Origin of the sequence: Nitrosomonas sp. Nm34 (genome assembly GCF_900113925.1) — a bacterium.
Taxonomy (GTDB): Bacteria; Pseudomonadota; Gammaproteobacteria; order Burkholderiales; family Nitrosomonadaceae; genus Nitrosomonas.
Window position 1 is genome coordinate 1 of sequence record NZ_FORD01000006.1, and the last position, 22,432, is coordinate 22,432.

Below are 22,432 nucleotides of genomic sequence, written 5' to 3' on the forward strand. Positions count from 1 at the left end.
TCGCGGTTTCCCCCTTGCGTTTCACTACGGTTGTCGTTACTAACTCCGGTTATCTCCTCTCAGATAACAAGTTTTAACCCATGCCGGGCACACTAGGGCGCAATAACCATCGGGCATTGCGCCGTATGTGCTACCTTACCATCCAGTGCGATGCGCCGCGCTTATTGCACCCTACAAGCTGGTGTCGCGAGACACCAACAACGAACCCGTCAGCGTGTTGTTGGAACGTATCCGATTGAGCCATGCAGAAAATGCAGCAAAATCGCAACGTCCCCGCCGCAAGGCGCATGCCAAGGATGCCGTATTTGCGCCAGCCTGCCATCAGGGCAAGTTAGTGTGCCAGAGGAATCCTTATAGAATCGAGGTTGCATGCCAGCGGCTGCAGGCTACTGCACGGATGCGTTGCTCATGGTCTGAAGCGGGAGTCAAACTTGAATGGGCGTACGATGTTCATCGTGACGCTGGTAAAGTCTGGGTGGTGGGGATTGATCATGATATTGCTTGCTTCCGGTATGACTACTGACGGAATGATGAGGCCTAACTGCTTTCCCTTCATGAGAAAGCTGCTGCCTAGGCTGGCGGCAGCGACTGAGCTAGGTAATTCATTCCATCCAGCCGGTAAGGCCGCGAGGGCGAGTGTCTCGTATAGTGTGGCATCATCTGGCAATTCAATCAGCACCAACACCAGATCAGCCGGAAGAATATCGCCAGTATGGATCAGTTTTTCCAGCGCGGCGATCTCGGGCGTCAGGCCAGCATAGATGGCATGCATGCCAGCATTATTCCAGCGCCCGCCATGCTGATATGCGCCTGCTCCGCTTCGATCCAGAGCAAATTTGTGCTTGGCGATGCGCCAAGCCCGCATCAGACTGCGCCGCCATGGGCAATGGCTGACAGAATCCGCCGGACTTCAGCAGAACCGGCATCGGTATCCAGCAAGGACAAAGGAGATTCGCCCAGTACCAGATTGTTGCTTAGCATCCATTGTTTGGCCAGCTCCACCGAACCAAACACCTGTTCTGCTTCTGCCTCGATCAGCGCAATGCGCGTGAGCCGCTCCGATTCGGCTGACCCCAGCTTGTCACCTGCTTTAATTTTGCGGTCTGCCGTGGCGCTCGATAAACCGATAATCCTGGCCAGTTTGGCGCGCGGCATTTCATAATATTCGCTGGCTTTGACCAATAGCATTGCATCGACGCCTGCCCGAATCAGGCGTATTCTTTCGCCAGCATTGCTTTTGAGAATTTTCTTGCTCCAGCATGAAAATTCCTGGCTGGGGCTTGTACGTTCACTAGTTTCTGCGGCGACAGGGGTAGCCAGTTTTTCTTTTGCTGCGCGTGTTGTTTCCATGAAGTCACCTTTACTCATTTGAGTAATAATCATAACTCAATTGAGAGATTCTATCTTGATAAGTTCACGCGAGCGCCGCAAGCGCTGCTTTTAGTCACTCGAAGCCTATGCATTCCTGTTCAAGCCGCAGATTCTTGTGCAAACGGTACTCGTGCAAATTATCGTACAACGCTTGCTCTGCCGGCGTCAGGCGCGGCAGGTCGCGCTGGGTTGGCTTGGTTTCCGTGCCTCAGTGTGCTGCGAACGCCAACAAGGTCGCGTGATCCATCAGTAATGGCGCGCATGCGGAAACTTAACGCAACCCGCGTAAGGCGCAATAACCATCGGGCATTGCGCCGTATGTGCTACCTCACCATCTGGTGCAATGCGTTACACTTATTGCATCCTATCAGTTATATTATGAGTCAGACTGCTCGCCAGCAATTTCTCGTTCCGAAGCGCCCGGCTTCCCGCCAACAATTTCGATTTCCGAGACATATGCCATGGAACTCAGGCCACTCTGGCCAAAAGGATTACTCATCAATAACCGTTCACTATAATGAATTTTTGCCATTACCCCTGCTTGCAGGCTTATGACTGCAAAATTATATAAATCATGATCATCGATAAAAAAATGACGAAAGCTATTTCCGCTGCTTCCCATCTGCACTGTCATAAAATAATTTCTATGTCCATTTTTATTTTCAATGACATTAACTATTCTGCCAAACTCAACACCACGGGAAATTTCCTGATCATTCGTATTGATGTCTCCAATAAAATGCATTTGATCCAATACTTGATTTTCCGCAACCGGATGGATGGCGACTAATTCTTTAGTGGCGGAACAAGAAAGCAGTTCATTACTTTTAGGTGTTTTGAATTCAAGCACAACGTAATGGCCGATGAGGTTTTCAACTTCTTCATAACGGTCTTTTTTAAAACAAAACTCCCATGGATTAGAAACTAAATTAGGAGGTTGATTGCCAACACTGGTGAAAGTGGTACTGTCATGGCCCAGTAAGATGTCCCCTACGTAGGCGCCGCTAGAAGTTCTTTCCAGATTCACCGTACTCAATCTGCCATAAATATAACCTTTATTATCAATAAATAGCGTTTCTGCAAAAACGAGTTTAGGAAGCAGGGCCAAAATCAAAATCCATAACCAAAGAAAAGTAACTGAATGGGGACTGCAATATTTTTTCATCATGCCCTTTCGCAATTAGGAAATTAGTGAATCATCACTTTATATCAAAGATCTTGAACACAAGCTGAACAATCTAAAGTGGGAGAATATGCTTACTTTGCGATAGATGACTTATTTCTCTTCCAGATCAAATTTGACTTGGCCGGCTTCACCTCGCCGCATGATTGATACCGTCCGCGGCTCGCATTCACATCAAGATTGGTTGGAAAATGACATAACACGCGAAATACTCAAGCAACCAATAGTTCAAGAACTTTGTCATGAAACTATTTGTCATTAAAAAAAATGCTACAGCAAGGAACCAAGCGACTCTTGCGTTCTTACAATATACCGGTTAGCATGCACACTCTTTTTAGTTTATAGACAAGAAACCAGGCTCATGGTACTCCCCGTGCTGCGTTTCTAACTGTCTTCCTTAACCTAGTTGCATATCCGGTATGGATATGCTTTACTCGAAGGAGAAGTAATGCGTGCTGCACAGATTCTTCGCCATTTTGCCACGGATGGTAAACTCCTACCCCATGCGGCGTTCAGGCTTGCCAAGGCAGAAACCCTGCCTTCCTCTGCTTTACTCAACCTCGAATTTGCTCCGCGTGATTACATCGCGTTTCTGCTCTCAATCGATGCTGAAATCGAGCATTGTTTGATGGTGCAGTACTTATATGCTGCCTACTCCCTCGGTGGACCACAGGTGCCGCCGGAATTTCGTGATGCAGTGCGTGGCTGGCAGGAGGTCATTCTCGGCATCGCCAAGGAAGAAATGGGGCATTTGATTTCGGTCCAAAATATCCTGCGTTTGATCGGGGCGCCGCTGCATATGGAGCGCGAAGATTATCCGTGGGATGTGCCGTTTTATCCTTTTCCGTTTATGTTGGAGCCTCTTACGCTCGATTCGCTGGCTAAATATGTGTATGCCGAATCCCCAGTGGATTGGGATGGGGGTAAACTGGGTGATGAAATCCGGCGGCGGGTCGACTCGCAAACTTCAAGTCCTCACCAGGTATCGGAATTATTCAATACGCTGATTCCACTGGTCAAGGATCCGAATTATCTATCGGACGAAGCATTTCAGGCTGATACCTACCCCTGCCAGGCCAATTGGGCCGAATGGGGGCGTGGTTACCACGGAGGTAACCGGGGCAATAGCATGGGGGCTCAGCCGGCCAGTACCCCGGATGTCCTGGTGGCACCGGTCACCTGCCGAGATGATGTCGTTAACGCGCTCACCGCGATCGCACAGCAAGGGGAAGCCACTTCGGGTTCAGATCCTTCACATTTTGTGCGCTTTCTGCGTATTTATGTCGATATGCGGGAAAAAATGACGCAGCAAACCTGCGATACCTGCCAATGGGATCAAGCGCGCCCGGCTGATTTTTCCGAAGAAAAATGGAATCAACTGTATCCCGCCGCACATCTCGGCTATCGTGCCAGCGCTGCACCCTGGTCGGCTTCGCGTAAAGTGGCCATCAATCCGTATGTCTCCCTTGATCCGAATAATGATCCTGCGTTGAGTAACGGTCCGGCTACTCCCATTACTCATCCGGAATCGGCTCTGTGGGCGACCCTGCACAACCTGCGTTACCGTATGCTGTTGAACTATTTAATCCATAGCTTCACGTTATATGGCGGCTTGAATGTGGCCGGTTTAGTCACGCCGCGCGGTACCATAGTCAACGCGACGTTTGGTGAAATGTATAACCTGCGTGCGATTTCAGAAATTCTGATGCAGTTGCCGGTTTCAGCCACTGATCCGAAAGCGGGTTTCGCTGGTCCACCGTTCCAGATACCGTATACGCTGAATAGCCCATTCGGAGAAGCTAATCGCTGGAGAGCACACCTGGATTTGTTGAGCGCCGCAGAAAATTTGATTGCAGCGCTATTCCGGCTCGCCCCGCCTGAACGTCATCCGTTTTTATCGACCTTGCGTGAAGCTGACAAAAATATGATTCAAATAGCGACCCGCATCCTGTCCGGCGATATCGATCGTGCACTGCTTTAGGAGATAATGATGCCCATTCTGGAATTACGTATTCTGCCGCCCTTTGCCATTGCCCGCTTAGGGGGCGCCGCCGAGCCGCTGGAAGCCTTCGAGCTGGAAACCAATCCGGATAATCTCTTTGATTACCGTCGTATCGTACCGCGCCCCAGTTTTCAGGTTGATCCACAAAGCGGTGAAATTACGCGTTGTTATATGCCGGAGAGCATTCGTTTTAAAGATGATAACCAACTGGTGCGGCCAGTTGCCCCGTTTCTCGAAGTGTATGCCCGCACCAGCCATCAGCCCGATCAATTAGTACCGCTGACAGTCGATCTGCTAAAAGCTGAAAATTTGACGTTGCAGGATGTGTATTGGGAAGTGGAACTCGGCAATATTAAAATTTACCGCCGTACCAACAACCAAAATGACAGGATTTATGCCAGAATCAGCCAGTTAAATGATCATAAACTTCATCCAATGAAGGGTGAATGTGCCAATTTCCTGCCCAATAAAACGCTGCCCCTTGGTCATGTGCAATTCATCAAGCCTACTGAAAACTTTCCAGAAATACGCCTGCGTTTCACACCTGCCAAAGGATTAGTGTATGGTGCCAGCCTGAAGCGCCATATTTCAGACACTGAGGTGGAAGATGATCCGGTGTTCATTCACAATGAAGACCTGATTTTATACGATTGCAATAAAGGTTCCTGGCGCGGCTATAAGGAAAATCTCGGGCCGGAACTGACCATGCCCGCCCAGATCTATGCCGGCTACAACGATGATGCCGGCAATCATGTCAGTTGGGGGTATTTCGATGATGAATGTGATGGGGTGGTCCGCGTCATATTGAAGCTGGCCGATGGCAACGAATTGCGGGCGCAAGGGCATATCGGTGCAGGGCCGCCCGCCTATGCACCGGATACCCTGCCCGTTCGCGTCATTTCGGATGAAATGGAGCAGATTCTATATGGCCCAAGCGTAGCCGAGGAAGAAGTCTCGCTTGACGATGCAACAGAACTGGTGTTGCGCGCACTGGAATCGGTGCGCCTGATGAATACGGCCGTGATGAACGGCAATCCGGTAAATGGCCGTCTCAATACCGCAAGCACCATGGTGCGGCAAAATACCAATGATTTTGAGCGTTACTATGAACCCATCGCCGCGAGTTCGCTGGTGGATAATCTGGCATTGCGTGCGTTGCATGAACGTGTATTCAGCGTCCTGACGGCTGGAGGGGCGCCCTGGTTTCCCCAGTTGCTGCGCCAGCCGGAAGAAATCGGCGATTTGTCCGCCAAGGGTTTGCGCAAGATGCCTGCCTTGATGCGAGGTGCAGATGGACGCAGCCTGACGCTGACACGGCGTCATATCGATATGGTGACCAAAGCCGCAAAAAATGCGATGTTTGCCGCTGCTAATCCAATCCATAAGGGAGCTAAAGATGACTGAGAAGAAAATGACCCCTGCCCTCAGCGCCAGTAATCTGACGGCGCAAATCCATCATCGTGGCGCCGGTAACCCGGCCTCAGTATTGCCGCGTAGCGCGATTTCAAATTGCTTCCCTGGTCTGGAATTTGATTATCGTAATGTCTGGCGGCGTGCCTTTGAAGGTATTGTGCTGATCGAAAATAATAATTATGTGATTGCGGCTGAAGATCCGAAATACGACGATTTGGTGACACGGCGTTTATTGCGTTTTGCCGGCTTCGATGCGATGGTGCCCACCAGCGGTCCGGTGTTTCCTGACGGCGATTCCAGCACGCTCGCTACCAGCACTAACCCGAATGCGGTATCGTTCATGGAATGGTCGAATTCATTGGCGCGCATTATGCATCTGCAAGGGCAAATGGTTGAGTGTGAATTCACCGCGCACCAGCATGCAGATACGGAAGTACTGGCTGACGGTGCCGACACCATCAAAGTGCCACTCAAATTGCGCGTATTTTTCACGCCCAATACGGCCGCGCTATCAGAAGATCTGCTGCAGCCGGGTGAATTGACGCAGGGTTTGTGCTCGCCATGGCAGAATGATTACCGCGAATGTGCCTGCTATTATTGGGCGGCCAGCCGGCCGGATTATGTCAATGTAGAAGTAGGTTCCGATGGTTTGAGCCAAGGTGACATGTGGTTCGCCAAAAAACGAACCGGCAACTATATTCCCGACAATAGAACTGATACACGACTCTGGTCATACGATGATTTATTCCTGGCCTGGCAACAACATTTGCAATTTATCATTCGGGGAAAGGATGCGGATAAATCTTAATAATCGATTGACACCGCACATCATCCTTTTGGTGGATTAAACCATGACCATCCCATCCATGGACGCCAGCTTTACGGCTGCATTCACGCAGCACATTGTGACCACCTCGCGCCCGCACCACCCGGATGCGCATCTGGTTGAGGATGCGCACGGTGCGCACTTATTGCTGGTCAACGGCAGCCGTCTTTATCATTTGCCGCCAGAGTTGGCGACTGAATTCCGTGCCGCGTTGCACGATACGGATGTCCGTGTACTGCAAAGCTTGATCGCCTGGCATGGCCTGCAAGCTGCGCCGCTCATTGATGATGCACCGCTTGCGCCCCCTCCTATCCACGCGCTCTCACTGGCAATTGCACAAAAATGCAATCTTGGCTGCACCTACTGCTATGCCCAGCAAGGCGAATTTGGTGGCAGGGCAAAGAACATGGAGCTAGCGACTGCGCAGCAGGCAGTGGATCTGCTGCTGGCGAAAGCGGCACCCGGCTCGAAGGTCAATCTGGCTTTCATGGGCGGCGAACCGCTCGCCAATCGCAGAGTCCTTCGCACGGTCACCGAGTATGCGCGAGCCCAGGCGGCTCAACGTGACATCCGCTGCCATTTCTCAATCACGACTAATGGCAGTTTATTACAGCGGGAAGACGCTGATTTTTTTGAACAGCATGGTTTTGCAGTGACGGTCAGTTTAGACGGACCGGCCGAGCAGCATGATCGCCTGCGCCCGTTCAAAGGCGGCAAAGGTTCATTTGATCAAATTGTGACACGCCTTGCGCCCTTGCTGGAAAAGCAGCGCCAGATGCAAGTATCAGCACGTGTCACCGTTACCCCCTTTAATCTGAATTTGCCGCACACACTGGACCTGTTTATTGGCATGGGATTTCATAGTGTCGGTTTTTCACCGTTATTGCGTGCCCCCAATGGACAGGCAGAAATGGGGCCGGATGATATGACGAATATGCTGGAAGGAATGATTGCCTGTGGTCTGGCGTTTGAACAACATGTGTTGCGTGGTGAGCGCTATCCCTTTATGAATATGCAGAATGCACTGCGTGAATTGCAGCGAGGTACGCATCGCCCGTATCCGTGTGGCGCAGGTGCGGGGTATTTCGGCGTATCGGCTGAGGGTGAACTATCCGCTTGTCATCGCTTTGTCGGCGATGAGCAAGGGAAAATGGGCGATTTGACGCATGGAGTTGATCCGGCAAGACAAACCCAGTGGCTGGCGGAACGTCATGTACACCAGCAGCACCCCTGCCATACCTGCTGGGCGCGCTATTTATGTGGAGGCGGCTGCCATCATGAAGTATTGGCGCGTGGACGCAGCGCTTGCGACTATATTCGAGGCTGGTTGCATTACACCATTGGCGCGCACCAGCGCTTAAACCAATTGGCGCCTGCATGGTTTACTGATCCAGGGGCCGAGCGTGTAGCCAGCGCGAATGATCCCCTCGGTTGACGTCTTTATCATGGGCGCTGGCCCGGCAGGGCTGTGTGCCGCCCTGCGCTTGCAACAATTAGGTTATCGCGTAGCGCTGATCGAACGCAGCCCACGCTGGCCAAGACCTCAGATTGGCGAAGCGTTAACGCCAGGTGTAAAGAACATCATTGATTTCCTCGATGCCAACCAAGCCCTGGAAAAAGTGCCTCATCTCGCACGCTTGCCAACCCGTTTGTGTTGGCAAAGCCACACGCCAGAGATCGTGGCGCATTCAAATTCAGCCGTGGTCAACCGGGCAGCATTTGATGCCGCGCTGTTGCGATTGGCGCGCGAGCGTGGCGTGCAAGTTTATCAGCCTGCCTCCCTGAGCAGCGTAAGCGGTCAGGCCGGTGCCTGGCAATTGAACTTTGCGACTCCGGCCGGCCAGCAGCAGATCCAGGCTTGCTTCATTCTGGATGCACGCGGTCGCAGTGCCCAGCATATCGCGTGTGCGCCGCGTTTATCAGCTAGTTGGGCCGAGCTTGCCCATGCTGATATACCCGTTGGGCTAGCCCATCTGACGCAAGTAGAAGCCGTCGAACACGGCTGGCTGTGGGGTACGCATCTACCCGACAAACGTTACCGTGTGATGCTGCTGTGCGACCCGGCCACGCAACATCAATTGATGCCAGGTCGCCCCGAAGTATGGCTGCGTGCAAATTGTGCCTCCAGTCAATTATTCGCGGCCATCGCCGGGCTGCCGTTTGTGGGTCGCTTACAGGCTTGCTCCGCCACGCCCTATCTGGCGTATGACAGTTGGCAGGAAGGTTGCTTAAAGCTCGGCGATGCGGCCTTTGCATTAGATCCTATTTCATCGTCTGGAGTGGAAAAAGCAATGCGCTTTTCCCTGCAGGCGGTGATTGCAATTCACACTGTTCATCATACTCAACAAGCCTCCCACCATGAACTGGCACGTGAGTTTTTCCAGCGGCGTTTAATTGAAACTTGTGCACGACATAGCTTATGGACGCAACGGTATTACGCGCAAGTCTGGTGTAGCCACCACGCATTCTGGCGCGAGAGGGCCGTGCCTTATCCCGATACGCTCAAGTTAACTGCAGATGCCAGCACCCATGCACTATTCGATGCGTTGCAACAGGAATTTTCGCATCTGCAAAATTATCGCCAGCCGGAACTGAAGCGGCAGCCTTGTTTACGCGAGCATCAAGCGATCCGGTTTAGTCGCGATGTGAAAGTCATCAAAGCACCCTGTGTGATGAATGATCGAGTGCAACTATGGCCTGCATTGCAGCATCCGCATTTGGAATCTCCCCTTGCATTTTTGGAAAATGAGGCCTTGCTGCCACGTCTAGCTATCTTGTGGCACCAGCCGACGCTGGCTGCAGTACTGGGTTTACTCAGCCAATCGATGAGTATCCACAAGGCACGGCGCTTACTGGAGTGGCTGTGGCAGCGTGGCTTGCTGGAAGCTACCCACTAAATCAGGCAGGTTCTGTTAGAATCTGTACTCACATCAATATTATTCATTGACTCTGCTCAGATTATAACGATTTGAATCACATCCATATTTTTACCGACGGCAGTGTCAATACCCAATCAAAAACAGGGTATGGTGCTTACTTTGCGATAGCTGACTTGGTTACGCCGATAGAAACGCTAAAAAATGCGGTGAAAGTGAAGCGCTTTGAACAAACCAGCTCGACCAGATTGGAATTGCAAACGTTGTTATGGGCGCTAAATGAAACGTATGAAACCATTAACTTAACTGATGCTGGTAATATGCCTTTGGTGGTTTATACCGACTCACAAAATATTATGAGTCTGCCGGGGAGGCGCGCCCGTCTTGAACACAATCATTTTTTCTCAGGTAAAAACAAGCCACTGAATAATTATGAGCTCTACCAGGCATTTTACCGCTTGCATGCCAGGCTCAATTGCAGGTTTGTGAAGGTGGCAGGTCACTCAGCCTCTCATCAGAAAGATGAGATCGACAAACTGTTCAGTTTGGTTGATCGCGCATCCAGGCGTGCGTTGCGAGAAAATCGTTAATCGAGATGTAGAGAGTGAATAAAGTATGTGAAAAGAGCAGGCTCTCATTGGAACATAAGTTTCCACGCCCTGTCTTATTCCATTCCAGCTCTAAATTGACCTGGTTCGCTTCACCTTGCCTGATTCGGAGACGGAATGATTCGCTTGGCAATTCCCGTTTTGACAGATATTGTCGGATTAAATGAATACAATAAGATCACATGAACCCAGATAGAAAATATGCGAAGGACAGCGTCGGCTGGCAGTTTGATAACAGCTATGCCCGTTTGCCAGAATTTTTTTATGCGCGTCTGAACCCGGTGCCAGTGCGCGCTCCACAGTTAGCGATGTTGAATCATACGCTCGCGGCATCGCTTGGACTGGATTTCCACATGCTGTCCGAACAAGAGGCTGCCTTGCTGTTTGCCGGTAATGTGCTGCCTGACGGATCAGAGCCTATTGCGCAAGCCTATGCTGGCCATCAATACGGCCATTTCACTATGCTGGGTGATGGGAGAGCAATATTGCTGGGTGAGCATCTTACGCCCACAGGGGACAGATTTGACATCCAGCTAAAAGGTTCTGGTCAAACCCGATTCTCACGGCGTGGCGATGGCCGCGCAGCACTGGCGCCGATGCTACGTGAGTATCTCGTCAGCGAGGCAATGCATGCATTCAATATTCCCACTACGCGCAGTCTTGCCGTAGTCACCACCGGCGAGTCAGTCATACGCGAAACCCTGCTGCCCGGTGCAATACTCACGCGGGTGGCTGCCAGTCACATTCGGGTGGGTACGTTTGAATATGTTGCGCGGCTGGGCAATAGTGAAGCGATCAAAATTCTGGCCGATTATACTATCGACCGGCATTACCCCGATGTTGCCGCGGCTGAAAATCCCTACCTTGCGCTGTTGCACAATGTCATACAACGTCAGGCCTCGCTGGTCGCACAATGGATGCTGGTGGGTTTCATTCACGGCGTGATGAATACGGATAATATGACCATCAGTGGTGAAACGATTGATTATGGTCCGTGTGCCTTTATGGATGCCTATGATCCGGACACCGTTTTCAGCTCGATTGATCAGCATGGTCGCTATCGCTATAGCAATCAGCCCCTGATAGCACAGTGGAATCTCGCACGTTTCGCCGAAACATTATTACCGCTGCTACACCGGGACCAAGAGAAAGCAGTCGCGTTAGCGGAAGAAGCGATCCATACTTTCTCCGCTATCTTCCAGCACCACTGGTTAACAGGGATGCGCAAAAAGCTGGGATTATTTACTGAAGAAGCAGAGGATAGTGAGTTGATCAAAACCGTGCTGGCATGGATGCAGCAGCATCAAGCCGATTACACTAATACCTTGCGCGCACTGGCTGCGGACACTATGCCGCAAGATGCCCTATTCCAGAATGCCGAGTTTATAGAGTGGCATGGACGCTGGCAGGTGAGATTATTGCGTCAGGCCGAGTCCAGGCAGGCTTCAGTGAGTTTGATGCGGGCGCATAATCCTGCGATCCATCCGCGCAACCACCAGGTTGAAGCGGCACTGGCAGCAGCTACAGAACGGGGTGATTATTCTCTGCTGCAACGACTGCTGGCAGCAGTTACAGCGCCCTACACCGACGCACCGGAGTATCAGGATTACCGCACTCCTCCGCTACCGTCAGAACGCGTCTGTCAGACCTTCTGTGGCACTTAATTTTACTTGCCGCAAATGCGTTATTTCAGGAAGGAGCAGCAATAATCAGTGGGAGTTTTTACTTTCATGGTAAATTCACTATTCGCGGGTACGTTAAAAGCTTCCCCGCCTTTGACGCTTTGCCAACCAGAGGCCGGCAGGCGAACTTCCAGTTCACCGGCCAGGATTTCCATCAATTCAGGATCAGCGGTATGAAAGGTGTATTCACCCGGCTGCATAAAGCCCAAGGTTTTTTTACTGCCATCGGCAAAAATAAGGGTTCGGCTGTTAACTTTGCCATCGAAATAAACGTTGGCTCGCTTGACGACAGTGACATGTGTGAAGTCTGACATAACGATGCTTTACGGTTGAAAAATTGGGCATGATAACAGATCAATTCATTTTCCGGATCACAAAAAGTCGTGGCGCATGAGGTTTTGGGTAATGGCTCAGCACCGTATCGACCTGAAAATGACGCGGATCAAGTTGTTGACACCATCTGCTCAGGTGCAGGGTTTCTTCATCGCCGCCGACATGACCATGATAAGCCAGCACGGTCACAATCCCTTGTGTGGTGAGCAACCGACAAGCTATCTCAATAGCTGTCAAAGTCGAGTCAGCTCGGGTAATAATGCTTTTATTTCCCCCTGGTAAATAGCCCAGATTAAACATAATCACCTGTATCTGGCCGTGGAATGTTTGCGGAATATACTGATCCATCAAGGAATGGCTGGCGTGAATCAGCGTAACTCTGTGCAGCAAATCCCGCTGCTGTAATAGCCGTGCGGTAACGCCTATGGCCTGAATCTGCACATCAAAACCAAACACAGCCCCTCTGTCACCGACTAACTGAGCTAGAAAAGTCGTGTCATGTCCGTTTCCGACAGTGGCATCGACTGCACTGCCTCCCTGCAGTAAATGCTGGCGAACGATGTGATGCGCTGTTTCAGGCAGAGGGAAAATGCGAGTCATAATAACGCCGCACATGCACGGTGTCGGGGATGAATGCAGCCTGATTCAAAGCTGCGGCAAATTGCTGCGCATACCAGGGAATGGCCAGGCTACCTTTGGCGCCAAAGCCGTTGAAAATATGCAACTGGCGGTAGACTGGATGGGAACCGATAAAAGGCCGTTTATCCTGCGTGGCTGGGCGAATACCTGCCTGATGTTCAACAATCTCAACCGGGTGTAAACCGGGATAGACTTCAGTCAAAGCCTGTATCAACTGGTGACGGGCACGCTCAGTAGGTTGCGTATCTAGATGGGTGTAATCAAAAGTCGCCCCTAGCCTGAATTGATGCGGCTCGGTAGGAATCATCCAATACCCGAAATTGAGAATCCGGGTCAGAGATACTGCATGGGTTTTACAGTGGAGAATCTCTCCTTTCACCGGTTGGAACGGTAATTTACCAAACCAGGGATTGACTGTCGCCTGATGACCTTCGCAAAACACGATGTGCCGTGGCTGCCAATCCTGCCACTGCAAATGCGGCTGGAACATGATCTCACGGTAATCTAACCTGGCTTGCCGGTAGCAGCCATTCGCCACAAAAAAATCCTGCAAACGTTTCAGTAGCTGGCGAATTTTTATATAGCCGGTCTGCAGCTGCTGCAGCACGCCAAAAGCAGAGTTAATACCAGGAGGGCAAGATGGCTCATCCGTTAAAAATGCTTGATACTCGGCTTGTATCAGCCTTTGCTGGGCAATATGCCGTTCGTGCTCACTTTTTAATAGGCGTAGCATGGGGATCGGCACAAAAAACTGCTGTTTGAATGCTAACGCCAGTTGTTGGTAGCAATCCATGGCAGCCGGTAATAATTGCTCGATTTCAGCAGCTTTGACCAGCCGCTTACCGGTGACTGGATTGATCAGTCCGGCAGCGACGTGCGACGCATTGGTCTCACCGCTATCGATCACCATGACACGAGCCTGCTGGCGGATCAACTCCCAGGCCAGCAAACTGCCAGCCAGGCCCTGACCAACAATCAGCACATCAACCGGCCTGCTTGGCAGTTAACACCTCGCCTTGAAAAACAATACCGTCCCAACCATCGCGCATAAAAATGCGGATATTCTGGTGATCATGACCAGCAGGATTTCCCAGCACATCTTTACGATAATAATCACCAAACAAAACCAAGGTCTGGTTCTGATTTAATCCATGCAGTTTGGCAAAGGCAAAAATCTTGCACGAGCCTTCATTGTGCCCGGCTTCATTCATTAATGGCTGGTGAAGACCATTGCTGAATGTTGTCGGCTGGTAATCATACGCTTCTGCAATCACTGCCATCGTTTCTTTAAAATCAACCGCCTGGCCGGCTTTAACACGATCGATAAAATCATTCAACATTAAACCATTACTCTCAAAGTGCATTACTATTAAGGTATTCTGGATGATAGAACCTGGGCCTGCAAGCGGCAATTATTGCCAGCCGGTCACCTCGTAGCCTTTCTCTTGCAGACAGCGATTAACGAAATTAGCATAAGCCCGATCAGGTTGCGAGGGTTGCGAATAAAGCAACCCTCTCATCAGTCCCCACACAGCGCCACTGACCGCTCCTACCATGGAACCCGTACCTGCTGCGCCGGTCACAGCTCCGCCAGCAGCACCGCTCGCAGCTCCAACCCCTGCTCCCATCACGGTACTTGAAGCAACATCACCACTCTTGCCATAGCTTTTTTCCTTAGCCCCAGCTGATTTGGCGAGTTGTTCACACGCATTGATATCTTGTTCCGCAACCTCCTTCCCCACCGACAAAAAATGCGTGTTGGGATACAAGATAGGTTGCATGCTGGAGCAAGCTGAAAGCAATAGCAATATCAATCCACTACTCAACATCATTACTAACTTCATTGCGTTCCCTACCTACCAATATATCTGATTGAACAAGTATAGCTTGAACTTTACAGGGTAATGGAGTTATTCCCAACCCACTATATTCTATTTTTCTATCCATAATCATCCATAATTCCGTTTCTAAATCATGCCTGACTTTGTCGGCTTCAGCTTGCCGTATTATTGATATTGTCTGCGGCTCGCCTTCGTGTCATGTTTGATTGGGAAACGGAATAAAAGGTAAAGCAGAACGAGACGATCCTGCTGAATGGCTTAATCGGCAAATAAATTTACAAGCTGTAACCGGAGGGAGAGAAGATATTTTAATTTTCTTGAACACAGGTTGATTAATTGCAGCCATTTTTTCTGGCTGTTACGGATGCGATGATTTCAGAGTAATTTTTTACCCATTATTGGTATTGCTATCACTCCCTTGTGAACTGCTGTTTATAAATGATTCTATTTCCAAATCAAACATGATGCGAAAGTAAGCCACAGACAGAATAAGGACATCTCTAAAAAATCATATTTGTGGGCATCCGCTTCGCGGTTCACAAAAAATGCTTCCTTACCTATCAGTGATAAGCTGCGTCAACATTTTTTATTCTCGCCTGGTTTTATTCAGATCTCTGAATTTTTAGAGGCACCCGTAAATAATACGGCAAACGGAAAGCCACGATAAAATCAGGCTTGATTTAGAAATAGAATTGCCTTCTATCCTTTTTTTGGGCGAAACAACAGCACAGAAGCATTTACTTTGGTAACAAGCCGTTCGGCAACCGAACCAATGTAAAAACGCTCTAATCCTTGACGGTGACTCGTTCCTACTGCCAGCAAGTCTGCTCCCCATTCAGAAACAGCAGCGGCAATCGCATCAACAATACCCGCCAAACCATACTCAGCTTCAGCCTTTAAAAGGCTGGTCTCTACGCTTAGAGCGTCAATATTTGATTTGGAACGCTTCAATATCTCTAAACCTGCCCCTCTATCAACTTCAGTATCACCGCTTATGCAATGGACAATACGCAAGGTTGCATTATAAGTTTTGGCAATATTAACTGCCTCTTCCAGTGCCTGCTGAGCAGCATCACTGCCATCAACAGCGACCATTATTTTTTTGTACATAAACTCTACCCCTCTTATTGAAATTTATTTTGTTCGCGGACGACGTTTTGGCCTTTCCGTCCGCAAAGCAATGAATAATTTACTTATCCAATATTTAAATATATTTTAGAGATAGTTACTGTAAATGACTGCTGCTGTCTTTTTTTAAATTTTCAAAATAACGTTTGATGACTTCTTTACCTGGAATATGGTCATGGTTGGTATAAACCAGAAAATGTATGACACCGTGCACCGCCATGGCAATCAATAGACCTTCAAAAATACCCACCTTGTAAACCAGGCCGCCGGTTAAAATGGCCAATATGAGTGCATAAGGACCATGGTGCGTGACGTGTACCAGCCCTGCAATCATCTTATAGCCAGTAAACATCATAATCGCCGCCAGAGCAAATTTCGGTAGATAATTGAGATAATGCGGATTGAAGGTAAAAAAGCATACTACCCCACCAATAACCAGAACCGAAAACTTAGTCATAGCACCCGCCAGCTTATTAGTCGTACTCTTAGCCAGACCGTCCAGGTTGGTCATTCCATGGAAGAAACTTGAGCCCAAATTCGCAATCCAGATAGCAAGCAAGCTATTATTGCTGTTTGTCTTACGTTTTAGCGGATCTATTTTCTCAATGGCAGCGTTACTCATGACCTGCTCGATGACATCAACGATGGCCAGCATGGCACAGAAAAGCACCATATAACCGAACATGAGAAATGTTACATCAGCTTGAGGTAACGGCAGCTTAAAATGAAGATCAATATCTTCCACGTTTATCATAGGCACATTAATAAATTGCGCCAGCAATGCTCCACCAATAATCAGCACGAAATAAGGAATAGCGGGTTGAGTATCTTTGAACTTGGAAAACAAGAATAAAAATAATGCGAGACCTACCGCGGAAATCGCAGCCATCTGGATACGCGCAGCATTCCAGAAAGTTTCAGTAACCAGTTCTTCAGGTATTTCGTAAGTAAACTCTGAGAATTTCAATAGTATCTTTAGTCCAACACCAGCTAACAGGCCTTCGACCAGATAAACCGGAACCGCGACGAGTAAAAATCGTTGCCAATTAAATTTCCAGATGATCGCTTGCATTACCGAAGTCAAGAAAATACAGAATGCCATATTTTCCCACCCAAAAGTGGCTACGCCCATAGCCAGCACCGGAGCGAGCCCTGCCGCAATTCCAGGTGCTCCAATAAAATTGCCTGGTCTAAGCCAGGCATTAATCCAGCCGATTAGGCAGGCGAAAGCCACAGTTGCCAAGCCTACCTTAATCGGATAATCTGACATAATTGCAATCCCAATCGTCAGAGGAATTGCCATGGCGCCCGTTATCACACCCGCAGCAGTATCACGCAGAAAATATTGAGACTGAAAAGCGGCAGAACCTGTCGAAGTAACAAGTTCCCTATCTAGAGACTCGTTTTCCGTTAATTTGGACATAAACTCCTTTTCTCCTACAAAATTGTAAATAACTAACTACAAACCATCATTTTTGCCAGAGCTTAAATAAAAACTGGCTTATGACATCTATATCTGAAGTCCGTCCTCACTAAAGACTCTTAATAGCTGACGGTTTTCTTTGAAAGAGGAAGCTCATCAACTCAGCTACTGCATGATGAACTTGGAGTATTCATGAATCACGCCAACTTTTCGCCTATGACTCAATGTTAAATATTCCTTGATAGTGACACGTAATCCACTTCCAAATCAAAACTGATGCGAAGACGAACTGCAGATAGTATAAATTATACGACAAGGTGAAGACGACAAAGCCAATTTTGATTGGAAATGGAATAACAATTGTTGTGGCACTTGTATTGTAATAGCCAGCTATGCTTATGGTCGGATATTGAAGAGCGTTATTGAGTCTTGCCCCGTTACTCATTTCCTCTCCAAAATAAATAAATAATACCTATGAGAGGCACTTTCTTAACATAAACTTCATGAAGTCTATGTTAATAATATTGCAACAAAGTAAATCTTTGTCGCGTAATTATTAACTTGGAGGTTACCTGATCATGAAAATAATCGGTATCGCAGCTCTTATTATTGCCATGTTAGATAACATTATAGCGGTAAATGCACAGTACAGCCTCTTATTAGCGTTTGTTGTTTCCTATGCCGGTGTAATGCTATTAAAATTTGGTACCAAAAATACTCCAGCCACACCTTACCAGAGCAAACTTACATTAAACAGCAGAAATCAATTTATCCACTTAAGTTCTTTTGGGTTAGAGCGAATTAAAATTAAAGTTGCTGAAGTACTACATAAGATAAGTTCAAGCGTAGATGAAAGAATTGAAACTAATATTTCGGTTGAGAGCGCACTATCTATTTGCAAGAAAATCGTTGAAGAAAATGATTGGCGTATTTTAGAGACAAGCCCAAATCGTATTCAATGTAAAGAGTTTTTCCAAATTTTCTCCTTTTACTGGCCAATTAAAGTCGAAATTATTGTATCTGGTGATGATTTATCGCATACCACCATTTTTCTTCATGGCTCTGTTATTGGAGGCGGCTTGATACAAAATCGAAATCTTGAGAAGCAGATAAGTAAGCTTAAGAGCAGAATAGAAATAATAGCAATGCGTGAAACACCTGTTTCTTTTTTTGTTGTTTCTTCAGATGATACTCAGAATACAGTTAAAAAAGGGGTGGAAAAGCTGCTCACACTTCGCCCAGAAAGAGGCACGCTTACTGATAAAGAATTTACCGAAGCAGTAAATGATAAATTATTAAAAGGAGATTAAAGCCAAACACTTCCAATAAATAAACCTAATATCCTAATTTAATGCGAAGAACCAACGCTATGATTTTATATTACGATACTTACAGTTGAATTACCTCTAGAAAACCCGGAGGTAATTCAACCTATTATTACGTAATTTTTAAACTACCATTTTATTTGCACTAAAAATTAAATTAGCCTTTTTGGGACGAACCAATAGTATCAAAGAGCCAACTTTAGCGATCAGTTGTTCGGCAACTGATCCAACATAAAAATACTCAAATCCTCTAACATTAGCTGTTCCAACTACTAGTGCGTCTGCTCCCCACTCAAAAGTAGCAGCAGCAATCGCATTAGAAATACCATTTATTCCTTCTTCTTTTTTAGCATCCAAAAGTCGCGCTTCGACATTTAATTCGTTAAGATAAGTTTTTGCTTTTTCCAGTATTGTAGTATCGGTCTTTTCATCGACTTCAATATCACTACCATCCTCTGAATGGACGATACATAATGCTGCATTATGATTACTGGCAATATTTATAGCATCTAATAATGCGGAAATCATATTTTTATCCTTTCTGTGGACGAATCAATAACACTGAAGCATCAACTTTAGAAATTAGTTGTTCGGCAACCGATCCGATATATAGACGCTCCAACCCCCGACGGTTACTCGTACCTACTGCCAGCAAATCTGCCCCCCAATCAGAGGCAGCGGTCGCAATCGAATCAGCAATACCAGTCAAACCATACACGGCATCTGCCTGCAGAAGACTTGTTTCTATGTTCGCTGCATCAACATATGATTTGGCTTGTTCCAGTATCTGAGAGCCTGTACTTTTATCGGTTTCGGTATCACCAGTTACGCAATGAACAATATGCAATGCTGCGTTGTAATTATTGGCAATATTTACTGCTTCTTCTAATGCCCGCTGAGCAGTATTGCTACCATCAATAGCGATCATTATCTTCTTATACATAAGATCAATCCTCTTATCAGCATTTATTCTATTTATTCTGTTTGAGGACGAAGTCTTATTCTCTTCGCCCTCAGATCACCGAATAGTTTATTTATCCAATACGTACCAATTATGTGTATAAATTGCTACTGTAAATTACTGCTACTATCTCTTTTCAAATTATCAAAATATCGTTTCACAACGTCTTTTCCTGGCATATTATCGTGCTTGGTGTAGACCAGGAAATGGATGATTCCATGTACTGCCATCGCAATCAACATGCCCTCAAAAATACCTACCTTGTACACCAAACCGCCAGTGAAAAGCGCTAACATCAGAGCATATGGACCATAATGTGTCACATGCACCAAGCCGGCAATCATCTTATAGCCGGTAAACATCATAATCGCCGCCAATGCAAATTTCGGTAAGTAATCTAAAAACTGGGTATTGAGCATAAAAAAGCACACTACACAACCAACGATCAGAACAGAAAACTTGGTCATTGCACCTGCTAATTTATTGGTTGTGCTTTTCGCCAGACCATCCAAGTTGGTCATACCGCCAAAGAAACTTGAGCCAAAATTAGCAATCCAGATGGCAAGCAAGCTATTATTGCTGTTTGTTTTGCGTTTAAGCGGATCTATTTTCTCAATGGCCGCGTTACTCATAACCTGTTCAATGACATCAACAATAGCGAGCATGGCACAGAAAAAGAACATATAAACCAGCATCATTATCGTTACGTCTGCGGTTGGCAATGGCAATCTCAGTTCAAGAGGAACATCTTCCACCGATATCATCGGCACAGAAACAAACTGAGCCAAAACAACGCCCCCAATGATCAGTGCGAAATAGGGAATAGCAGGTTGGGTATTTTTGAATTTGGAAAATAAGAATACAAACGCTCCAAAGCCAACTGCAGAAATCGCAACCATTTGGATACGGGTAGCATTCCAGAAAGTTTCAGTAACTAATTCTGCTGGTATTTCGTAGGTAAACTCTGAGAATTTCAAGAGTATCTTTAATCCTATACCTGCTAACAAACCTTCTACCAGATAAACCGGGACAGCAACAAGTAGAAATCTTTGCCAATTAAACTTCCATATGATCGCCTGCATAATCGCGGTCAATAAAATACAAAATGCCATATTTTGTATTCCAAAAGTAGCTACCCCCAGAGCTAACACCGGAGCCAATCCAGCCGCAATACCAGGTGTACCAATATAATTACCTGGTTTGAACCAGGCATTGATCCAACCAACTAAACAGGCAAAAACCACAGTTGCCAAACCTACCTTGATCGGATAATCAGACATGATTGCAATGCCAATCGATAACGGAATGGCCATAGCGCCCGTTATCACACCCGCTGCGGTATCGCGCAAAAAATATTGTGATTGAAAAGCGGCAGAACCTGCTCCTACTGGAGCAGCGCTTTCCGCCACATCTGGTTGTCCGTCTGTCAACGGTTTACTTTCTATTTGTGTAGCCATAATATTACTTTTCTCCTATGCTGTATAAGTAATAGATAGACTATAAAAAATACCTTTTGCCCGTAGATTACTGAGACTGCTGTTAGCTTTGTCCTTTGTGAGCAATCAGTTAGTCCGAATATTGTTAGTCCGAATGTTTTATATAATATTTTTCTTTTTTTTGTGATCTTTAAAGAAGATTCTTATTATTTACTTACGCTTACTTTTACAAGCGTTGATCAATCGTATCTCAATCAAAACCCTGATGTATATTAGGGAAACCATTGTTTTATCATGATGGTTTCCCTGTATTAAAAATAAGCAAAACCCTTATGTTTATGAGTCAATCCATTACTCGCAAATAATAGAAACCATTAGATAATGTGGGCTTGGAAGAGTTAGTTGAGATAAATCACTGATTACGTCGTCTATTGGCGTTTGATGAAGTCACAAAAACAGATCCAGGTTGGATGAAAATGAATCTCAGATGCATGCAAGTAAAACCCTTATGGTTATAGGAAAATCTATTACCCATTGATAATTGAATCCATTAGCTAACGTAGACTGAGAAGATCTAACTGATGTGTATATTAATCAATCACTGACCTCTTGATCTGGCAGCATTTCATAATAATTACTAATACCGGTCCATTTGGATAAGGGTGAATCTCAGAGCGAAACTGACCAACGAATAATGAGGAATGTATATTGGAATTTCACAGATCAATGATGCTACCCTTCGGATCAGAGCAAAAAATGCAAACTTATTTTGCAGGGTTACTCCCTCCGAAAAAGAGCGCATAATTAATTGAATACTGAAAGCTCGAGATCATGAATAGGCTATCTGGGGGATGGCATCAATAATGCCCCCATTGCTTTACCCAGCAGGCGGGGACCTATCAGTTGGTGCAACTGTTGATGTCGCCTGGGAGTTGGCTGATAGGATGCTTCTGGAATCGAACTTAAGTGTCATACTGGTGTGCCAGAATGAAGGCGCACCTTCGGCAATATAATCACGTATATCATGATGGGCACCAGCACTAATTTTGGCAATAGATCTAACATGGCCGGCTCAGCCCTATTCCTGCTTGCGCCACCCACTCAATATTACTCAATAGTATTTTATATGATTTGCCGAAATGCCGAGTCCTTTGAATAAAGGAGATCCTGAAAAGCCCCGCAAACCGAGAGAATTAGATTATAAACTTTATACAAAATTACATGCTGACGATTGGTTCTGTCGGCTCAATGCATGATTCCGGACCCTCTACGTCACGCTTGCAGCACTAAAATCATACGAAGCGTAGTTCCAAATCGGCTGGTTTATGGAATCACTATACACTCATGTACTGGTGAACTTTATTATAAATAGAATTAATCGTAAT

Annotated in this window: 24 protein-coding genes; 9 read left to right on the top strand and 15 right to left on the bottom strand. The window is 47.0% G+C overall.

The window, feature by feature from the left end:
* Positions 1 to 209 precede the first annotated feature (209 nt).
* From BM283_RS18625 to BM283_RS20465, 4 genes are all read right to left on the bottom strand, one after another.
* On the bottom strand, positions 210 to 371 hold the full coding sequence (locus BM283_RS18625) for a hypothetical protein (protein ID WP_175492018.1): 162 nt from the start codon (positions 369 to 371) through the stop codon (positions 210 to 212).
* Positions 372 to 406: 35 nt separating this feature from the next.
* Positions 407 to 865, bottom strand: a complete 459-nt coding sequence (locus tag BM283_RS03905) for an RES family NAD+ phosphorylase (protein WP_090689874.1) — start codon at positions 863 to 865, stop codon at positions 407 to 409.
* Positions 865 to 1,350, bottom strand: a complete 486-nt coding sequence (locus BM283_RS03910; RefSeq protein ID WP_090690112.1) for an antitoxin Xre/MbcA/ParS toxin-binding domain-containing protein — start codon at positions 1,348 to 1,350, stop codon at positions 865 to 867. Before BM283_RS03910 ends, BM283_RS03905 begins: the two co-directional genes overlap by 1 nt.
* A 94-nt stretch (positions 1,351 to 1,444) precedes the next feature.
* Positions 1,445 to 1,519 (bottom strand): hypothetical protein, encoded by a 75-nt coding sequence (locus BM283_RS20465; RefSeq protein ID WP_368086402.1) that lies wholly within the window; start codon positions 1,517 to 1,519, stop codon positions 1,445 to 1,447.
* Here BM283_RS20465 and BM283_RS19840 point away from each other — a divergent pair.
* Positions 1,487 to 1,624 carry a hypothetical protein gene (locus BM283_RS19840; protein ID WP_254776144.1) on the top strand — a complete coding sequence of 46 codons (138 nt, stop codon included), beginning with the start codon at positions 1,487 to 1,489 and terminating at the stop codon, positions 1,622 to 1,624. The two genes, BM283_RS20465 and BM283_RS19840, sit on opposite strands and share 33 nt — an antisense overlap.
* Positions 1,625 to 1,747: 123 nt before the next feature.
* On the opposite strand, the gene BM283_RS03920 is transcribed toward BM283_RS19840, so the two are convergent.
* Positions 1,748 to 2,539, bottom strand: a complete 792-nt coding sequence (locus BM283_RS03920; RefSeq protein ID WP_090689876.1) for a Shedu immune nuclease family protein — start codon at positions 2,537 to 2,539, stop codon at positions 1,748 to 1,750.
* A 463-nt stretch (positions 2,540 to 3,002) separates the two neighbouring features.
* Between BM283_RS03920 and BM283_RS03925 the strand changes: the two genes are divergently transcribed.
* From BM283_RS03925 to BM283_RS03955, 7 genes are all read left to right on the top strand, one after another.
* Positions 3,003 to 4,535, top strand: a complete 1,533-nt coding sequence (locus tag BM283_RS03925; protein ID WP_090689879.1) for a ferritin-like domain-containing protein — start codon at positions 3,003 to 3,005, stop codon at positions 4,533 to 4,535.
* Positions 4,536 to 4,541: 6 nt separating this feature from the next.
* Positions 4,542 to 5,960, top strand: coding sequence for a hypothetical protein (locus BM283_RS03930; RefSeq protein ID WP_217646427.1), 1,419 nt, complete (start codon positions 4,542 to 4,544; stop codon positions 5,958 to 5,960).
* Positions 5,953 to 6,777 (top strand): hypothetical protein, encoded by an 825-nt coding sequence (locus BM283_RS03935; protein ID WP_217646428.1) that lies wholly within the window; start codon positions 5,953 to 5,955, stop codon positions 6,775 to 6,777. The genes BM283_RS03930 and BM283_RS03935 overlap by 8 nt, the downstream gene beginning before the upstream one ends.
* Before the next feature lie 43 nt (positions 6,778 to 6,820).
* Positions 6,821 to 8,230: a radical SAM/SPASM domain-containing protein gene (locus BM283_RS03940; protein ID WP_217646429.1), complete on the top strand. Its 1,410-nt coding sequence runs from the start codon at positions 6,821 to 6,823 to the stop codon at positions 8,228 to 8,230.
* The gene (locus BM283_RS03945; protein ID WP_090689885.1) at positions 8,214 to 9,692 is read left to right on the top strand and encodes a flavin-dependent monooxygenase QhpG; all 1,479 of its coding nucleotides are present in this window, start codon (positions 8,214 to 8,216) and stop codon (positions 9,690 to 9,692) included. Before BM283_RS03940 ends, BM283_RS03945 begins: the two co-directional genes overlap by 17 nt.
* 71 nt (positions 9,693 to 9,763) lie before the next feature.
* The gene (locus BM283_RS03950) at positions 9,764 to 10,261 is read left to right on the top strand and encodes a ribonuclease HI (RefSeq protein ID WP_090689886.1); all 498 of its coding nucleotides are present in this window, start codon (positions 9,764 to 9,766) and stop codon (positions 10,259 to 10,261) included.
* Positions 10,262 to 10,461: 200 nt separating this feature from the next.
* Positions 10,462 to 11,943 carry a protein adenylyltransferase SelO gene (locus BM283_RS03955; RefSeq protein ID WP_090689888.1) on the top strand — a complete coding sequence of 494 codons (1,482 nt, stop codon included), beginning with the start codon at positions 10,462 to 10,464 and terminating at the stop codon, positions 11,941 to 11,943.
* 20 nt (positions 11,944 to 11,963) lie between these two features.
* Here the strand turns inward: BM283_RS03955 and BM283_RS03960 are convergent, their stop codons facing one another.
* The 7 genes from BM283_RS03960 to BM283_RS03990 all read right to left on the bottom strand — a co-directional run bounded on the left by BM283_RS03960 (position 11,964) and on the right by BM283_RS03990 (position 17,325).
* The gene (locus BM283_RS03960) at positions 11,964 to 12,275 is read right to left on the bottom strand and encodes a pyrimidine/purine nucleoside phosphorylase (RefSeq protein WP_090689890.1); all 312 of its coding nucleotides are present in this window, start codon (positions 12,273 to 12,275) and stop codon (positions 11,964 to 11,966) included.
* Between the two features lie 40 nt (positions 12,276 to 12,315).
* Positions 12,316 to 12,894 (bottom strand): tRNA 5-(aminomethyl)-2-thiouridylate-methyltransferase MnmM, encoded by a 579-nt coding sequence (locus tag BM283_RS03965; protein WP_090689892.1) that lies wholly within the window; start codon positions 12,892 to 12,894, stop codon positions 12,316 to 12,318.
* Positions 12,869 to 13,915 (bottom strand): NAD(P)/FAD-dependent oxidoreductase, encoded by a 1,047-nt coding sequence (locus tag BM283_RS03970; protein WP_217646430.1) that lies wholly within the window; start codon positions 13,913 to 13,915, stop codon positions 12,869 to 12,871. Before BM283_RS03970 ends, BM283_RS03965 begins: the two co-directional genes overlap by 26 nt.
* A gap of 1 nt (position 13,916) precedes the next feature.
* Positions 13,917 to 14,273 carry a HopJ type III effector protein gene (locus BM283_RS03975; protein ID WP_217646431.1) on the bottom strand — a complete coding sequence of 119 codons (357 nt, stop codon included), beginning with the start codon at positions 14,271 to 14,273 and terminating at the stop codon, positions 13,917 to 13,919.
* Positions 14,274 to 14,345: 72 nt separating this feature from the next.
* Entirely contained in the window at positions 14,346 to 14,777 is a 432-nt protein-coding gene (locus BM283_RS03980; RefSeq protein WP_090689897.1) for a glycine zipper family protein, read from the bottom strand.
* Positions 14,778 to 15,473: 696 nt separating this feature from the next.
* The gene (locus tag BM283_RS03985; RefSeq protein ID WP_090689900.1) at positions 15,474 to 15,884 is read right to left on the bottom strand and encodes a universal stress protein; all 411 of its coding nucleotides are present in this window, start codon (positions 15,882 to 15,884) and stop codon (positions 15,474 to 15,476) included.
* Positions 15,885 to 15,999: 115 nt separating this feature from the next.
* Entirely contained in the window at positions 16,000 to 17,325 is a 1,326-nt protein-coding gene (locus tag BM283_RS03990; protein ID WP_090689902.1) for a SulP family inorganic anion transporter, read from the bottom strand.
* A 578-nt stretch (positions 17,326 to 17,903) separates the two neighbouring features.
* Here BM283_RS03990 and BM283_RS04000 point away from each other — a divergent pair.
* A complete protein-coding gene (locus BM283_RS04000; protein ID WP_090689906.1) occupies positions 17,904 to 18,635 on the top strand; it encodes a hypothetical protein in 732 nt (243 codons plus the stop codon).
* Between the two features lie 138 nt (positions 18,636 to 18,773).
* On the opposite strand, the gene BM283_RS04005 is transcribed toward BM283_RS04000, so the two are convergent.
* The 3 genes from BM283_RS04005 to BM283_RS04015 form a co-directional block, all read right to left on the bottom strand.
* Positions 18,774 to 19,178: a universal stress protein gene (locus tag BM283_RS04005; RefSeq protein ID WP_090689907.1), complete on the bottom strand. Its 405-nt coding sequence runs from the start codon at positions 19,176 to 19,178 to the stop codon at positions 18,774 to 18,776.
* A gap of 4 nt (positions 19,179 to 19,182) precedes the next feature.
* Positions 19,183 to 19,593, bottom strand: a complete 411-nt coding sequence (locus BM283_RS04010) for a universal stress protein (protein WP_090689910.1) — start codon at positions 19,591 to 19,593, stop codon at positions 19,183 to 19,185.
* 125 nt (positions 19,594 to 19,718) lie between these two features.
* Positions 19,719 to 21,068, bottom strand: coding sequence for a SulP family inorganic anion transporter (locus BM283_RS04015; protein ID WP_090689911.1), 1,350 nt, complete (start codon positions 21,066 to 21,068; stop codon positions 19,719 to 19,721).
* Positions 21,069 to 22,432: the final 1,364 nt, after the last annotated feature.

What these genes read in the sequence shown, in the direction of transcription:
- BM283_RS18625 (WP_175492018.1), bottom strand. Translation starts at nt 371, where the DNA reads ATGCAACCTCGATTCTATAAGGATTCCTCTGGCACACTAACTTGCCCT.
- BM283_RS03905 (WP_090689874.1), bottom strand. Translation starts at nt 865, where the DNA reads ATGCGGGCTTGGCGCATCGCCAAGCACAAATTTGCTCTGGATCGAAGC.
- BM283_RS03910 (WP_090690112.1), bottom strand. Translation starts at nt 1,350, where the DNA reads ATGGAAACAACACGCGCAGCAAAAGAAAAACTGGCTACCCCTGTCGCC.
- BM283_RS03920 (WP_090689876.1), bottom strand. Translation starts at nt 2,539, where the DNA reads ATGATGAAAAAATATTGCAGTCCCCATTCAGTTACTTTTCTTTGGTTA.
- BM283_RS03925 (WP_090689879.1), top strand. Translation starts at nt 3,003, where the DNA reads ATGCGTGCTGCACAGATTCTTCGCCATTTTGCCACGGATGGTAAACTC.
- BM283_RS03930 (WP_217646427.1), top strand. Translation starts at nt 4,542, where the DNA reads ATGATGCCCATTCTGGAATTACGTATTCTGCCGCCCTTTGCCATTGCC.
- BM283_RS03935 (WP_217646428.1), top strand. Translation starts at nt 5,953, where the DNA reads ATGACTGAGAAGAAAATGACCCCTGCCCTCAGCGCCAGTAATCTGACG.
- BM283_RS03940 (WP_217646429.1), top strand. Translation starts at nt 6,821, where the DNA reads ATGACCATCCCATCCATGGACGCCAGCTTTACGGCTGCATTCACGCAG.
- BM283_RS03945 (WP_090689885.1), top strand. Translation starts at nt 8,214, where the DNA reads ATGATCCCCTCGGTTGACGTCTTTATCATGGGCGCTGGCCCGGCAGGG.
- BM283_RS03955 (WP_090689888.1), top strand. Translation starts at nt 10,462, where the DNA reads ATGAACCCAGATAGAAAATATGCGAAGGACAGCGTCGGCTGGCAGTTT.
- BM283_RS03960 (WP_090689890.1), bottom strand. Translation starts at nt 12,275, where the DNA reads ATGTCAGACTTCACACATGTCACTGTCGTCAAGCGAGCCAACGTTTAT.
- BM283_RS03965 (WP_090689892.1), bottom strand. Translation starts at nt 12,894, where the DNA reads ATGACTCGCATTTTCCCTCTGCCTGAAACAGCGCATCACATCGTTCGC.
- BM283_RS03975 (WP_217646431.1), bottom strand. Translation starts at nt 14,273, where the DNA reads ATGTTGAATGATTTTATCGATCGTGTTAAAGCCGGCCAGGCGGTTGAT.
- BM283_RS03980 (WP_090689897.1), bottom strand. Translation starts at nt 14,777, where the DNA reads ATGAAGTTAGTAATGATGTTGAGTAGTGGATTGATATTGCTATTGCTT.
- BM283_RS03985 (WP_090689900.1), bottom strand. Translation starts at nt 15,884, where the DNA reads ATGTACAAAAAAATAATGGTCGCTGTTGATGGCAGTGATGCTGCTCAG.
- BM283_RS03990 (WP_090689902.1), bottom strand. Translation starts at nt 17,325, where the DNA reads ATGTCCAAATTAACGGAAAACGAGTCTCTAGATAGGGAACTTGTTACT.
- BM283_RS04000 (WP_090689906.1), top strand. Translation starts at nt 17,904, where the DNA reads ATGAAAATAATCGGTATCGCAGCTCTTATTATTGCCATGTTAGATAAC.
- BM283_RS04005 (WP_090689907.1), bottom strand. Translation starts at nt 19,178, where the DNA reads ATGATTTCCGCATTATTAGATGCTATAAATATTGCCAGTAATCATAAT.
- BM283_RS04010 (WP_090689910.1), bottom strand. Translation starts at nt 19,593, where the DNA reads ATGTATAAGAAGATAATGATCGCTATTGATGGTAGCAATACTGCTCAG.
- BM283_RS04015 (WP_090689911.1), bottom strand. Translation starts at nt 21,068, where the DNA reads ATGGCTACACAAATAGAAAGTAAACCGTTGACAGACGGACAACCAGAT.